Here is a 14,924-nt window from a genome sequence, read left to right as displayed (position 1 = left end):
CAATAATGCAGTGAAACAGGCTAATCATGATCCTCATCATTTATGCGCACCCCTATCCGCAGCACTCGCATGCGAATAAGCGGATGCTTGAACAGGCAAGGACGCTGGAGGGCGTGGAGATCCGCTCGCTCTACCAGCTCTACCCCGACTTCAATATCGATATTGCCGCTGAACAGGATGCGCTGGCACGCGCTGATTTGATCATCTGGCAGCATCCGATGCAGTGGTACAGCACACCTCCATTACTCAAGCTGTGGATGGATAAAGTCCTTTCGCACGGCTGGGCGTATGGCCATGGCGGTACTGCGCTGCACGGTAAACATCTGCTGTGGGCGGTGACGACCGGCGGCGGTGAAAACCACTTCGATATTGGCTCCCATCCCGGATTTGATGTGCTTTCTCAACCCTTACAGGCGACGGCACTTTATTGTGGCCTCAAATGGCTACCGCCGTTTGCGATGCACTGTACGTTTATCTGTGATGATGAAACCCTGCAAGCGCAGGCGCGTCACTACAAACAGCGTCTGATGGAATGGCAGGAGGCACACCATGGATAGCCATACGCTGATACAGGCGCTGATTTATCTCGGATCGGCGGCACTGATTGTCCCCATCGCCGTACGGCTGGGGCTCGGGTCGGTACTGGGGTATCTCATCGCCGGGTGCATTATCGGCCCATGGGGCCTGAGGCTGGTGACGGACGCCGAATCCATCCTGCATTTTGCGGAGATCGGTGTGGTGCTGATGCTGTTTGTCATTGGTCTGGAGCTGGATCCTCAACGTTTGTGGAAACTGCGAGCCTCGGTGTTCGGCGGCGGCGCATTGCAAATGGTGGTCTGCGGAGGCCTGATTGGTGTGTTCTGTATGTTCCTCGGCCTGCGCTGGCAGGTAGCGGAGCTGATCGGCATGACGCTGGCGCTTTCCTCTACGGCTATCGCTATGCAGGCAATGAATGAACGCAACCTGATGGTTTCGCAAATGGGCCGCAGCGCGTTTGCCGTGCTGCTGTTCCAGGATATCGCTGCTATTCCACTGGTGGCGATGATCCCATTACTGGCAGCGAGTGGCGCATCAACAACGCTTGGGGCGTTTGCATTGTCTGCCCTTAAGGTAGCGGGCGCACTGGTGCTGGTGGTGCTGTTAGGTCGTTATGTCACACGTCCTGCCTTGCGTTTTGTCGCCCGTTCGGGCCTGCGGGAAGTGTTCAGTGCCGTTGCGCTGTTCCTCGTGTTTGGCTTCGGTCTGCTGTTGGAAGAGGTTGGATTGTCGATGGCGATGGGGGCATTCCTGGCCGGGGTGCTGCTGGCAAGCTCTGAGTATCGCCACGCGTTGGAAAGCGACATTGAGCCATTTAAAGGACTGCTGCTGGGGCTGTTCTTCATCGGTGTAGGGATGTCTATCGACTTTGGTACGCTGATTGATAATCCCTTGCGCATTATCATTTTGCTGGTCGGTTTCCTGGTTATCAAAACCGTCATGCTGTGGTTGATAGCGAAACCGTTGCAGGTGCCGAACAAGCAGCGTCGCTGGTTTGCCGTATTATTAGGGCAGGGCAGTGAGTTTGCCTTTGTGGTGTTTGGCGCGGCGCAAATGGCAAATGTGCTCGATCCTGACTGGGCGAAATCGCTGACGCTGGCGGTGGCGTTGTCGATGGCGGCTACACCGATTTTGCTGGTGATTTTGACGCGTCTGGAAAAATCGGCGACTGAGGAAGAGCGCGAAGCCGATGAAATCGATGAGGAGCAACCGCGGGTGATCATCGCCGGGTTTGGGCGATTTGGCCAGATAACCGGTCGTTTGCTGTTGTCGAGCGGGGTCAAAATGGTGGTTCTTGATCATGACCCGGACCATATCGAAACGCTGCGTAAATTCGGGATGAAGGTTTTCTATGGCGACGCGACCCGGATGGATCTGCTGGAGTCTGCCGGGGCGGCGAAAGCTGAAGTTATTATTAATGCCATTGACGATCCGCAAACCAGCCTGCAATTAACCGAAATGGTGAAAGAGCATTTCCCGCATCTGCAAATTATTGCCCGCGCGCGCGACGTGGATCATTACATCCGCCTGCGCCAGGCGGGCGTGGATATGCCGGAACGTGAAACCTTTGAAGGTGCACTGAAGACCGGACGTCTGGCGCTGGAAGGTCTCGGGCTAGGGCGCTATGAGGCACGTGAGCGGGCTGACGTATTCCGCCGATTCAATACCATGATGGTAGAGGAGATGGTGAAAGGGGAAAATGACGCGACTTCCCGCGCGGCCGTTTATAAACGCACCAGCGCAATGCTGAGTGAAATTATTGCGGAAGATCGTCAGCACTTATCGTTAATTCAGCGCCATGGCTGGCAAGGCACGGATGAAGGTAAGCATACGGGCGACGTCGCCGATGAGCCGGAAGTGAAACCGTCAGCATAGGGTAAAAAATGTGATGTTCTGCAAACTTTACTGCTAATTGGCTGTTTTTGAACTACTGTAATGCTGGCGTACCACCTTAAATAGGTCGGTTCGCCAGCAGAACGGAAAATTTTCCTGTTCATCCTCTTTCCGCCAGTCGACGAAAGATTGCGCTTTCCGTATAGTGGCGACAATTTTTTTGTATCCGGGAAATATTCAATGATCAGTCTGATTGCGGCGTTAGCGGTAGATCGCGTCATCGGTATGGAGAACGCCATGCCGTGGAACCTCCCTGCCGATCTCGCCTGGTTTAAACGTAATACCTTAAACAAGCCGGTTGTCATGGGACGCCACACCTGGGAATCCATCGGGCGACCGTTACCTGGGCGTAAAAATATCGTCATCAGCAGTAAGCCTGGCACCGACGATCGCGTGCAGTGGGTGAAGTCTGTGGATGAAGCAATTGCGGCCTGCGGCGATGAACCTGAAATTATGGTAATTGGCGGTGGGCGTGTGTATGAGCAGTTCCTGCCAAAAGCACAGAAACTGTATCTGACGCACATTGATGCGGAAGTGGAAGGGGATACGCATTTCCCGGACTACGAACCGGATGACTGGGAATCGGTGTTCAGTGAATTCCACGATGCCGACGCGCAAAACTCTCACAGCTACTGCTTCGAGATTCTGGAACGTCGTTAATACTGTAAGTGCCGGATGGCGGCGAAACGCCTTATCATCCAGCTAATGTAGGCCGGATAAGGTGCGAGCACCGCATCCGGCAAACGACTATCAGGCGTTGACCGCTTCGCCAGGATCCAGATTCAGATGGCGATTTGACGGCTGCACGAAGTACTGTTTGTCTTCCCAGCGCAGACAGGTGAGATCGCCTCCCCAGCAACACCCCGTATCCAGCGCGTAAATACCTTCTGGCGTGCCTTTACCCTCCAGCGATGCCCAGTGCCCGAATGCAATGCTGTATGCTTCACTGACAGGTCCAGGAATGGCAAACCAGGGCTTCAGCGGGGCAGGTGCGTCTTCTGGTGACTCTTTGCTGTACATATCCAACTGACCGTTAGGGAAGCAGTAACGCATGCGGGTAAAGGCGTTGGTAATAAAACGCAGGCGTGCCAGCCCGGTCAGTTCCGGGGTCCAGTTATTGGGCATGTCGCCGTACATCGCATCAAGGAAGAAGGGATACGAGTCGCTCGACAACACGGCTTCAACATCGCGAGCACAGTCTTTTGCCGTCTGCAGGTCCCACTGTGGGGTAATACCGGCATGCGCCATCACCAGCTTCTTCTCTTCGTCTACCTGCAACAGCGGTTGACGGCGGAGCCAGTTAAGTAATTCGTCGGCATCCGGTGCTTCGAGCAGCGATGTGACCCTGTCTTTAGGTTTATTACGACTGATACCAGCAAATACGGCCAGCAGGTGTAAATCGTGATTACCCAATACTAACCGCACGCTGTCGCCCAGTGATTTCACGTAGCGCAAAACGTCCAGCGAGCCCGGTCCACGAGCGACCAGATCGCCGGTGAGCCATAGGGTGTCTTTTTCGGAATTAAAGTCTACCTGATGCAGCAAGGCTACCAGTTCATCGTAACAACCGTGAACGTCGCCAATAAGGTATGTCGCCATAGTTATTGTTTTAATGAATGAGTGTTGGAACGGCGAGTCGGAATACGGGAATATCGATGGTAAAGGCGATGCCTTGTTCATCGATCATTTCGTAATGACCCTGCATGGTGCCCAGCGGTGTTTCAATCACCGCACCGCTGGTGTACTGGTACTCTTCGCCGGGTTCGATGTGGGGCTGGACGCCAACCACGCCTTCACCCTGAACTTCGGTTTCGCGGCCATGGCCATTAGTAATCAACCAATAACGCCCCAACAGCTGCACAGGCGCTCGCCCCAAATTGCGGATAGTTACGGTGTAAGCAAAAACGTAACGTTCATCATCAGGTGAGGATTGCGCCTCAATGTAGACGCTTTGTACCTGAATGCACACTCGGGGCGAATTGATCATGTTTAACTCTCCTTCGATGGCGCGTTTTCTGACAGATAGTTAGCCATCCGGCAGTATTGCGCGACAGAGATATTTTCCGCTCGCATCGCCGGATCAATGCCCAGCTCTGTCAGTACTTCAACGCTAAACAGGTTGCCGAGACTGTTACGTACCGTTTTACGGCGCTGATTAAACGCTTCAGTGGTAATACGGCTCAGCACACGAACATCTTTAACCGGGTACGGCATCGTCGTATGAGGGACCAGACGCACAACGGCTGAATCAACTTTAGGCGCTGGCGTAAATGCGGAAGGCGGTACTTCAAGTACCGGGATCACATTGCAGTAATACTGCGCCATGACGCTTAATCGACCATACGCTTTACTGTTTGGCCCTGCAACCAGACGATTCACCACCTCTTTTTGCAACATGAAATGCATGTCGGCAATGGCATCAGTATAGGAAAAAAGATGGAACATGAGCGGCGTGGAGATGTTGTACGGCAGGTTGCCGAATACGCGCAGCGGCTGTCCCATCGTTTGTGCCAGTTCGCCGAAGTTCATGGTCATGGCATCTTGCTGATAAATCGTCAGCTTAGGCCCTAAAAACGGGTGTGTCTGTAGGCGTGCTGCCAGATCGCGGTCGAGTTCAATGACCGTGAGCTTGTCCAGACGTTCGCCTACTGGTTCGGTCAATGCCGCCAGGCCTGGGCCGATTTCGACCATAGCCTGACCTTTCTGCGGGTTGATAGCAGAGACAATACTTTCGATCACAAACTGATCGTTGAGGAAGTTCTGCCCGAAACGTTTACGGGCTAAATGGCCCTGATGGACTCGATTATTCATTGGTATTAACAATCATTTTGATGGCGAGATTAAGCGCCGTAATAAAACTGCCGACATCTGCTTGCCCACGACCCGCGAGTTCAAGTGCGGTGCCGTGATCGACGGATGTGCGAATAAAGGGCAGGCCCAGCGTGATATTCACACCGCGACCAAATCCCTGGTATTTTAGCACGGGGAGACCCTGATCGTGGTACATTGCCAGCACGGCATCCGCGTGGTCGAGATATTTGGGCTGAAACAGCGTATCTGCGGGCAGCGGACCGTTTAATTTCATTCCCTGCGCACGCAGTTCATCGAGTACCGGAATGATGGTGTCTATCTCTTCCGTTCCCATATGTCCGCCTTCACCAGCATGCGGGTTTAGACCGCACACCAGAATATGCGGATCGGCAATGCCGAATTTGGTGCGTAAATCATGATGCAAAATGCCGATCACTTCCTGAAGCAGGGCGGGCGTAATGGCGTCGGCAACGGCTCTGAGCGGCAAATGCGTGGTTGCCAGGGCAACGCGCAGCTCTTCGGTCGCCAGCATCATAACAACTTTCTTTGCCTGTGAGCGCTCTTCAAAAAACTCGGTATGTCCGGTAAACGGGACGCCAGCGTCATTGATAACGCCCTTGTGAACCGGGCCGGTAATCAGCGCCGCAAACTCACTTTGCAGACAGCCATCGCAGGCGCGAGCCAGCGTATCCACCACATATTGCCCGTTTTCTACCGCCAACTGACCCGCGACAACAGGTGCCCGCAGCGCAATCGGTAACAGCGTCAATGTGCCTGCTGATTGCGGTCTGGCTGGGGTATCTGGAGAGTAGGGGAGGAGTGAAAGCGGTAAACCGAGCATCGCTGCCCGGTCACTGAGGAGTGCTGCATCCGCACAGACAACGAGTTCTACAGGCCACGCGCGCTGGGCGAGCTGAACCACCAGGTCCGGGCCAATCCCGGCGGGTTCGCCGGGAGTGATAACAACGCGTTGAGCACGAGTCATTAGTTGCTCAGAACTTTAACGTAAGCGCTGGCGCGCTGTTCCTGCATCCAGGTTGCTGCTTCTTCCGAGAATTTACGGTTCATCAGCATACGGTAAGCTCTGTCTTTCTGCGCTGCGTCAGTTTTATCAACGTTACGCGTATCCAGCAGTTCGATCAGATGCCAACCGAAAGAGGAGTGCACCGGGGCGCTCATCTGGCCTTTGTTAAGTTTGGTCAGCGCATCGCGGAAAGCAGGGTCGAAAATATCTGCTGCAGCCCAGCCCAGATCGCCGCCCTGGTTGGCAGAGCCTGGATCCTGAGAAAACTCTTTAGCGGCTGCCGCGAAGGTCGTTTTACCGCTCTTAATATCTGCCGCGATTTGTTCCAGCTTCAGACGCGCCTGCTGATCGGTCATGATCGGCGACGGCTTAAGCAGAATGTGGCGAGCGTGAACTTCAGTCACGGAGATGCTCTGGCTTTGGCCACGCATATCGTTGACTTTCAGGATGTGGAAGCCGACACCGGAACGAATTGGGCCAATGATATCGCCTTTTTTCGCAGTGCTTAACGCCTGGGCAAAGATACCCGGCAGCTCCTGAATACGTCCCCAGCCCATCTGGCCGCCTTTCAGCGCTTGCTGGTCAGCGGAATAAGTAATAGCCAGTTTGCCGAAATCACTACCGTTACGCGCTTCATCAACAACAGAGCGCGCCTGGCTTTCAGCCGCGTTAACCTGGTCGGACGTTGGGTTTTCTGGTAATGGGATCAGAATGTGGCTCAGGTTCAGCTCGGTGCTGGCATCGTTTTGGTTGCCTACCTGCTGCGCCAGGGCATCCACTTCCTGAGGCAGGATAGTGACGCGACGGCGAACTTCGTTGTTACGCACTTCGGAGATGGTCATCTCTTTGCGGATCTGGCTACGATAGGTTGAATAGCTTAAGCCATCCTGTGCCAGACGGCTGCGCATCTGATCCAGCGTCATGTTGTTCTGCTTGGCGATGTTGGCAATAGCCTGATCCAACTGCTCGTCAGAGATTTTCACCCCCATCTTCTGACCCATTTGCAGGAGGATTTGATCCATGATCAAACGTTCCAGGATCTGATGACGCAGCGTAGCGTCATCCGGTAATTGCTGACCTGCCTGACCTGCATTCAGTTTTACTGACTGCATTAAGCCATCGACGTCGCTTTCCAGAACGACGCCGTTATTGACGACGGCTGCAACTTTATCGACTACCTGTGGGGCAGCGAAACTGGTATTCGCGATCATGGCGATACCGAGAAGCAGCGTTTTCCAGTTCTTCATACTTTTTCCATTTCAATTAACCGCAATGCGGATTACGTTGTAAATCAATCAGATCATAAAGAGCTTTGATACGGCAAAATGTTCGAACGCAGCATTTGGTTGGTGCCGAGACCGTAGTTGGAGCTCAGACCGCGCAGTTCGATATTAAAGCCGATCGTGTTGTCATAAATCGCGTGTTGCTGGGTATTATCCCAACCGTTCAGCTTACGCTCGTAGCCGAAGCGAATGGCGTAACAGCAGGAGTTGTACTGTAAGCCCAGCATTGAATCTGCTTCTTTGTTCACGTTGGTATCGAAGTAGTAAGCGCCAACAATCGACCAACGCTCAGCAATTGGGAAGCTTGCCACCGCGCCCACCTGCGAAATCCCGTTTTTATACTGATCTGCCGTAGAGTAGTAAGACGGTAGAGTCGCCTGGATATATTCCGGGCTGGCGTAACGGTAATTCAACTGCAGCATCCGGTTTTCATCGCGACGGTATTCGATACTGCTGCTGCTGTTGGCGATACTATCCAGACGCGTGTCGTACTGGATCCCACTGCGTAAACCCCAGCGATCGGAGATACGCCAGTAGGTGTCGCCCGCCCATACCAGTGAACCCGTTTTGTCGTCATTCTCCCATTTAATGTTGTCATCGCCGGTGCGAGACTCGGTGAAATAGTAGATTTGACCCACAGAAATATTAAAACGTTCAACGGCAGCGTCATCATAAACGCGAGATGTGACCCCGGTCGTCACCTGGTTGGCAGAAGCAATACGGTCCAGACCGCCATAAGTACGGTCACGGAACAGGCCGCTGTAGTCAGATTGCAGCAAGGATGAGTCATAGTTATAGATATGACTTTGGTCGCGATACGGTACGTACAGGTACTGCGCGCGTGGCTCCAGCGTCTGGGTATAGCCCGGTGCCAGCATTTGCATGTCGCGCTCGAATACCATTTTGCCGTCAACTTTAAACTGCGGCATGACGCGGTTGGCTGACTCGTCGAGCTTGTTAACGTTACTCGGGTTGTTGTTGTACCAATCCAGATTGGTCTGCTGATAGTGTGTCGCCAGCAGCTTCGCTTCGGTATTGATACTACCCCAGTTATTCGACAACGGCAGATTGATCGTCGGTTCCAGGTGAACACGCGTTGCTTCCGGCATGTTGTCATTGGTATTGACGAAATGGACCGCCTGGCCATAAATACGGGTATCAAACGGACCAACGTCATTCTGGTAATAGTTGACGTCTAACTGCGGCTGGGCAGAGTAACTGTTACTGTTTTGTGCGTCGAAGACCTGGAACTGCTTGGTCGATACCGTAGCGTCAAAGTTTTGTACCGCGTAACCGACGCTGAATTTCTGCGTGGCGTAGCCGTCGGTACTGGAACCGTATTTATTATCGAAATCGTTAAAGTAGCTGGTGTCGCTGACCTTGGTGTAGTCGACGTTGAAACGCCACACCTGGTCCAGTACACCGGCGTGCTGCCAGTAGAACAGCCAGCGGCGTGAATTGTCATCCTTCGGATGTTCGTCCTCGTACACTTTATCGGAATTCAGATAGTCGAACTCCATCAAGCCCGCACCCGCCTGGGTGAGGTAGCGGAATTCGTTCTCCCACATGATCCCGCCACGACGGTGCATATAATGTGGCGTGATAGTGGCGTCCATATTGGGCGCAATGTTCCAGTAATACGGGAGGTAGAACTCAAAATAGTTATTGGAGGAATATTTTGCGTTCGGGATCAGGAAACCGGAACGGCGCTTATCGCCGACGGGTAACTGTAAATAAGGGCTGTAAAAGACCGGAACCGGACCCAGTTTAAAACGGGCGTTCCAGATCTCCGCGACCTGTTCTTCACGGTCGTGGATAACTTCGCTACCGACGACGCTCCAGGTATCGGAACCTGGCAGACAGGAGGTAAAGCTACCGTTTTCCAGAATGGTATAACGGTTTTCCCCACGCTGTTTCATCAGGTCGGCTTTCCCGCGCCCCTGACGGCCCACCATCTGGTAATCACCTTCCCAGATGTTGGTATCTTTGGTATTCAGATTGGACCAACCCTTTGGCCCCTTCAGAATAACCTGATTGTCGTCATAATGGACATTGCCCAACGCATCGACGGTACGTACTGGCTCCGGCTGGCCTTCAGCCTGCTTCTGATGAAGCTGTACTTCGTCGGCCTGCAGGCGGCTGTTACCCTGTGCGATATCCACGTTGCCGGTAAACACCGCGTCATCGGGATAATTCCCTTTTGCGTTGTCGGCATTGATGGTGACGGGTAACTCATTAGTCTCGCCCTGTACCAGAGGACGGTCATAGCTCGGCACGCCCAGCATACACTGTGAGGCGAGATCGGCTGCCAGGCCCTGATGGCTATAGAGGGCGCTGGCAATCATGGTGGCCAGAAGAGTGGGAATACGTTTTTTCATACGTTGTATTTATTGTTCCATCATCAGTAGCGTCGCGCGTGACAAACGGTCACAGCCTAACTTATCTCATCTTCACTTCGCTAGTATTAATCCTGCCCATTTTATACCCGCCACCTTTCAAGCTGCATCTTCGTTGTCTTCCTCGTTCACCCCAGTCACTTACATGGGTAAGCTCCAGGGGACTCACTACGTTGCCGCCTTGCTGCAACTTGAAATCCAACGGGTATAGCGTTTGTGGTGTTAGGCACGGCATTGAATGACAGGTATGATAATGCAAATTATAGGCGATGTCCCACAATTGACCGCAGCCGTAAATCGGTAAAAGCACCTTATATTGTGGGACATAGCCTGGCTGAGAGCGGAAAGATTTGGGGAGTCTATGCAGTATTGGGGAAAGATAATTGGTGTAGCCGTGGCCTTAATGATGGGCGGCGGCTTCTGGGGTGTGGTTCTGGGGCTGTTAGTTGGCCACATGTTCGACAAAGCCCGCATGCGCAAAATGGCGTGGTTTGCCAACCAACGTGAACGCCAGGCGCTGTTTTTTGCCACCACTTTTGAGGTGATGGGACATCTGACCAAATCCAAAGGTCGCGTCACGGAAGCCGATATACATATCGCCAGCCAGTTGATGGATCGGATGAATTTGCACGGTGACTCGCGAACGGCTGCACAACATGCCTTCCGGGTAGGAAAATCGGATAATTACCCATTACGTGAAAAGATGCGTCAGTTTCGCAGCGTCTGTTTTGGTCGATTCGATCTGATCCGCATGTTTCTGGAGATTCAGATCCAGGCGGCATTTGCCGATGGGTCGTTGCATCCTAACGAACGTGAAGTGCTGTATGTGATTGCTGAAGAGTTGGGGATCTCACGCACCCAATTTGATCAGTTCCTGCGCATGATGCAGGGCGGCGCACAGTTTGGCGGCGGATATCAGCAGCAGTCTGGCGGCGGTGGCTGGCAGCAGGCGCAACGCGGCCCGACGCTGGAAGACGCCTGTAATGTGCTGGGTGTGAAAACGACCGACGATGCGACCACCATCAAGCGGGCTTACCGTAAGCTGATGAGCGAGCACCATCCGGACAAACTGGTCGCGAAAGGTCTGCCGCCAGAGATGATGGAAATGGCGAAACAAAAAGCGCAGGAAATCCAAAAGGCTTACGAGCTGATTAAGGATCAAAAAGGATTCAAGTGATTGAATTGCTGGATGCGGCTAGCGCCTTATCCGGCCTACGTTAATGAATGTATGCCGGGTAAGCGAAGCGCCCCCGGCATAAATTGGCTCAGAATTTAAAAATCCGCCGGGACTTTAAACGTCATACTGTTGCCGTATTCGGGATGCGTGATGGTTAACATCTCTGCATGCAGCAACAGGCGCGGCGCTAACGCCAGAGCTTCCGGCGGAGCATAGAAGCGGTCGCCCAGGATAGGATGCCCTAAAGCCAGCATATGCACACGCAGCTGGTGGGAGCGTCCGGTAATGGGCTTGAGCACTACCCGGGCGGTGTTATCCGCCGCGAACTCCACAACTTCATACTCGGTCTGCGCCGATTTCCCGGTCTCATAACACACTTTTTGCTTTGGCCTGTTTGGCCAGTCGCAAATCAGCGGTAAATCAACCAGACCCTCGGCCGGAGCAGGATGCCCCCAGACGCGTGCGACATACTGTTTTTTCGGTTCGCGCTCGCGAAACTGGCGTTTTAGCTCGCGCTCTGCCGCTTTGGTTAGCGCGACTACAATCACGCCGCTGGTTGCCATATCCAGACGATGCACGGATTCAGCCTGCGGATAATCGCGCTGAATACGCGTCATCACGCTGTCTTTGTGCTCATCCAGACGACCTGGCACAGACAACAAGCCGCTCGGCTTGTTGACCACCATAATGTGCTCATCCTGATACAGGATGACCAGCCAGGGTTCCTGCGGCGGATTGTAGTTTTCCATCCCCATGTATGGCTCCGTTACTGATGCGTCACGACGATCAGGCGCAGGGCATCGAGACGCCAGCCCGCCTGATCCAGGCTTTCCATCACCTGCTGACGGTTGCTTTCAATTGCGCTAAGTTCGTCATCACGGATGTTCGGGTTAACGGCACGCAGCGCTTCGAGACGGGAAAGTTCTGCCGTCAGCTTCTCGTCAGCTTCTTTACGCGCTGCGTCGATCAGCGCGCGGGCTGATTTTTCCACCTGCGCTTCACCGAGTTGCAGAATGGCATGAACATCCTGCTGCACGGCGTTGACCAGTTTGCTGCCGGTGTGGCGGTTAACGGCGCTGAGCTGGCGGTTAAAGGTTTCGAACTCAACCTGTGCAGCAAGGTTATTGCCGTTTTTATCCAGCAGCATGCGTACCGGCGTTGGTGGCAGGAAGCGGTTTAGCTGCAGTTGTTTCGGCGCTTGCGCTTCAACAACATAGACCAGCTCAACCAGCAGTGTACCAACAGGTAATGCTTTGTTTTTCAACAACGAAATAGTGCTGCTTCCGGTGTCGCCGGAGAGGATCAGATCCAGACCATTGCGGATCAGCGGATGCTCCCAGGTAATGAACTGGGCATCTTCACGCGACAGGGCGACATCGCGCTCGAACGTAATGGTGCAGCCATCTTCCGGCAGCCCAGGGAAATCCGGCACCAGCATATGATCGGACGGCGTCAGTACGATCAAATTGTCGCCACGGTCATCCTGATTAATACCGACGATATCAAACAGGTTCATGGCGAAGGCGATCAGGCTGGTATCGTCGTCCTGTTCTTCAATACTCTCAGCCAACGCCAGTGCTTTTTCGCCGCCGTTAGAGTGGATCTCCAGCAGGCGATCGCGACCTTGCTCTAGCTGTGCTTTCAGCGCGTCATGCTGTTCGCGGCAGGTTTTGATCAGATCGTCAAAGCCCTCGGTATTTTCTGGTTCAGCCAGGTAGCCGATCAGATTGTTATAGACCGTGTCATAGATGGTACGGCCGGTCGGGCAGGTGTGTTCGAACGCATCCAGACCTTCGTGGTACCAGCGCACCAGCACAGATTGCGCGGTTTTTTCCAGGTACGGAACGTGAATCTGAATATCATGCGCCTGACCAATACGGTCCAGACGGCCAATACGCTGTTCCAGCAGATCCGGGTTGAACGGCAGGTCAAACATCACCAGATTGCTGGCGAACTGGAAGTTACGCCCTTCGGAGCCGATTTCAGAACACAGCATTACCTGGGCGCCGCTATCTTCTTCGCTAAACCATGCTGCGGCGCGGTCACGTTCAATGATCGACATCCCTTCATGGAATACGGCGGCGCGGATGCCTTCGCGCTCGCGCAGTACCTGCTCCAGCTGAAGCGCGGTAGTGGCTTTCGCGCAGATGACCAGCACTTTTTGTGAGCGGTGGCTGGTCAGGTAGCCCATCAGCCATTCCACGCGCGGGTCAAAGTTCCACCAGGTGCCGGTGTCGCCTTCGAATTCCTGATAAATCTGTTCCGGGTAGAGCATGTCGCGCGCCCGGTCTTCTGCACTTTTACGCGCGCCCATAATGCCGGAGACTTTAATCGCCGTCTGGTATTGGGTCGGCAGCGGCAGCTTGATGGTATGCAGCTCGCGTTTCGGGAAGCCTTTCACACCGTTACGGGTGTTACGGAACAGCACACGGCTGGTGCCATGGCGGTCCATCAGCATCGAAACCAGCTCCTGACGCGCGCTCTGGGCGTCTTCGCTGTCGCTGTTTGCCGCCTGCAATAGCGGCTCAATGTCCTGCTCGCCAATCATGTCGCCTAACATGTTCAGCTCATTGTTACTCAGCTTGTTACCAGCCAGCAGCATGGCGACGGCGTCGGCGACCGGACGATAATTTTTTTGCTCTTCAACAAACTGGGCGAAATCGTGGAAACGGCTCGGGTCCAGCAGGCGCAGGCGTGCAAAGTGACTTTCCATGCCCAGCTGCTCCGGTGTAGCGGTTAGCAGCAGGATGCCCGGCACACGTTCTGCCAGTTGTTCAATGGCCATATATTCGCGGCTGGGAGCGTCTTCGCTCCACACCAGGTGATGGGCTTCATCGACAATCAGCAGATCCCACTCGGCGTCACACAGGTGCTCCAGACGTTGTTTATTACGACGGGCAAAGTCCAGCGAGCAGATGACCAGTTGTTCGGTTTCAAACGGGTTGTAGGCGTCGTGCTGCGCTTCTGCATAACGCTCATCATCAAACAGTGCAAAACGCAGGTTGAAGCGGCGCAGCATTTCGACCAGCCACTGGTGCTGTAATGTCTCTGGGACGATGATCAGCACGCGCTCTGCGGCGCCGGACAGCAGTTGCTGATGCAGGATCATCCCGGCTTCAATGGTTTTACCTAAACCCACTTCGTCTGCCAGTAAAACGCGAGGAGCATGACGACGGCCAACATCATGGGCAATGTTAAGCTGGTGAGGAATCAGGCTGGTACGTTGGCCACGCAAACCACTCCACGGCATACGGTATTGTTCGCTCTGAAATTTACGGGCGCGATAGCGCAGAGCAAAGCGATCCATGCGGTCAATCTGGCCGGCAAACAGGCGATCTTGCGGTTTGCTGAATACCAGTTTGCTGTCGAGCAGTACTTCACGCAGCATGACACCGGTTTCTTCGGTATCCAGGCGGGTTCCGATATAGGCAAGCAGGCCGTTTTCTTCTTTTACTTCATCGACATGCAGTTGCCAGCCTTCATGGCTTGTTATCGTATCGCCAGGATTGAACATCACGCGGGTCACGGGGGAATCACTGCGCGCATACAGACGGTTTTCGCCCGTCGATGAGAAAAGTAAAGTGACGGTTCGCGCATCCATGGCGACAACAGTACCAAGTCCCAATTCGCTTTCTGTATCGCTGATCCAGCGTTGACCAAGTGTAAAAGGCATATATGTTCGGCTCTATATCTTTAATTGCAGGCAATACTCGTCATTTTCCGGGCTAATCCCCGTTATTGAGAGCATACGACCCCGCTACCAGGCTAATAAATCAGTGGTAGTGGTGTTAAATGGGTCCAGG

Annotated in this window: 12 protein-coding genes; 4 read left to right on the top strand and 8 right to left on the bottom strand. The window is 53.8% G+C overall.

The annotated features are described in order from the left end of the window. The first annotated feature begins 26 nt into the window (after positions 1 to 26). The 3 genes from kefF to folA all read left to right on the top strand — a co-directional run bounded on the left by kefF (position 27) and on the right by folA (position 3,090). Positions 27 to 557 carry a glutathione-regulated potassium-efflux system oxidoreductase KefF gene (gene kefF, locus SK38_RS13920; protein ID WP_003829618.1) on the top strand — a complete coding sequence of 177 codons (531 nt, stop codon included), beginning with the start codon at positions 27 to 29 and terminating at the stop codon, positions 555 to 557. Then, positions 550 to 2,412, top strand: a complete 1,863-nt coding sequence (gene kefC, locus SK38_RS13915; RefSeq protein ID WP_003829616.1) for a glutathione-regulated potassium-efflux system protein KefC — start codon at positions 550 to 552, stop codon at positions 2,410 to 2,412. The genes kefF and kefC overlap by 8 nt, the downstream gene beginning before the upstream one ends. Positions 2,413 to 2,610: 198 nt before the next feature. Then, positions 2,611 to 3,090, top strand: coding sequence for a type 3 dihydrofolate reductase (gene folA, locus SK38_RS13910; RefSeq protein ID WP_003018873.1), 480 nt, complete (start codon positions 2,611 to 2,613; stop codon positions 3,088 to 3,090). A gap of 90 nt (positions 3,091 to 3,180) precedes the next feature. Here the strand turns inward: folA and apaH are convergent, their stop codons facing one another. From apaH to lptD, 6 genes are read right to left on the bottom strand one after another with little or no spacing between them, the layout of a single operon-like run. Beyond that, positions 3,181 to 4,029 carry a bis(5'-nucleosyl)-tetraphosphatase (symmetrical) ApaH gene (gene apaH, locus SK38_RS13905; RefSeq protein ID WP_003829612.1) on the bottom strand — a complete coding sequence of 283 codons (849 nt, stop codon included), beginning with the start codon at positions 4,027 to 4,029 and terminating at the stop codon, positions 3,181 to 3,183. Between the two features lie 10 nt (positions 4,030 to 4,039). Beyond that, a complete protein-coding gene (apaG, locus tag SK38_RS13900; RefSeq protein WP_003018867.1) occupies positions 4,040 to 4,417 on the bottom strand; it encodes a Co2+/Mg2+ efflux protein ApaG in 378 nt (125 codons plus the stop codon). Positions 4,418 to 4,419: 2 nt separating this feature from the next. After that, entirely contained in the window at positions 4,420 to 5,241 is an 822-nt protein-coding gene (gene rsmA / locus SK38_RS13895; RefSeq protein ID WP_003829609.1) for a 16S rRNA (adenine(1518)-N(6)/adenine(1519)-N(6))-dimethyltransferase RsmA, read from the bottom strand. Beyond that, the gene (gene pdxA / locus SK38_RS13890; RefSeq protein ID WP_048214960.1) at positions 5,234 to 6,226 is read right to left on the bottom strand and encodes a 4-hydroxythreonine-4-phosphate dehydrogenase PdxA; all 993 of its coding nucleotides are present in this window, start codon (positions 6,224 to 6,226) and stop codon (positions 5,234 to 5,236) included. Before pdxA ends, rsmA begins: the two co-directional genes overlap by 8 nt. Then, positions 6,226 to 7,512, bottom strand: a complete 1,287-nt coding sequence (surA, locus tag SK38_RS13885; RefSeq protein WP_003829603.1) for a peptidylprolyl isomerase SurA — start codon at positions 7,510 to 7,512, stop codon at positions 6,226 to 6,228. The genes pdxA and surA overlap by 1 nt, the downstream gene beginning before the upstream one ends. Before the next feature lie 53 nt (positions 7,513 to 7,565). Next, entirely contained in the window at positions 7,566 to 9,926 is a 2,361-nt protein-coding gene (lptD, locus tag SK38_RS13880; protein WP_048236150.1) for an LPS assembly protein LptD, read from the bottom strand. Positions 9,927 to 10,305: 379 nt separating this feature from the next. Here lptD and djlA point away from each other — a divergent pair, with 379 nt between their 5' ends. After that, positions 10,306 to 11,121, top strand: coding sequence for a co-chaperone DjlA (gene djlA / locus SK38_RS13875; RefSeq protein ID WP_008786173.1), 816 nt, complete (start codon positions 10,306 to 10,308; stop codon positions 11,119 to 11,121). Between the two features lie 95 nt (positions 11,122 to 11,216). Here djlA and rluA read toward each other — a convergent pair whose 3' ends face one another. Beyond that, entirely contained in the window at positions 11,217 to 11,876 is a 660-nt protein-coding gene (gene rluA, locus SK38_RS13870) for a bifunctional tRNA pseudouridine(32) synthase/23S rRNA pseudouridine(746) synthase RluA (RefSeq protein ID WP_003018849.1), read from the bottom strand. A gap of 11 nt (positions 11,877 to 11,887) precedes the next feature. Then, positions 11,888 to 14,794 carry an RNA polymerase-associated protein RapA gene (gene rapA / locus SK38_RS13865; RefSeq protein WP_048236149.1) on the bottom strand — a complete coding sequence of 969 codons (2,907 nt, stop codon included), beginning with the start codon at positions 14,792 to 14,794 and terminating at the stop codon, positions 11,888 to 11,890. Positions 14,795 to 14,924 lie beyond the last annotated feature (130 nt).

The organism is Citrobacter sp. MGH110 (assembly GCF_001037515.1).
GTDB classification, from domain to species: domain Bacteria; phylum Pseudomonadota; class Gammaproteobacteria; order Enterobacterales; family Enterobacteriaceae; genus Citrobacter; species Citrobacter portucalensis.
The sequence above is the reverse complement of the archived record's forward strand: the minus strand, read 5'-3'. Positions and strand labels throughout refer to the sequence as shown.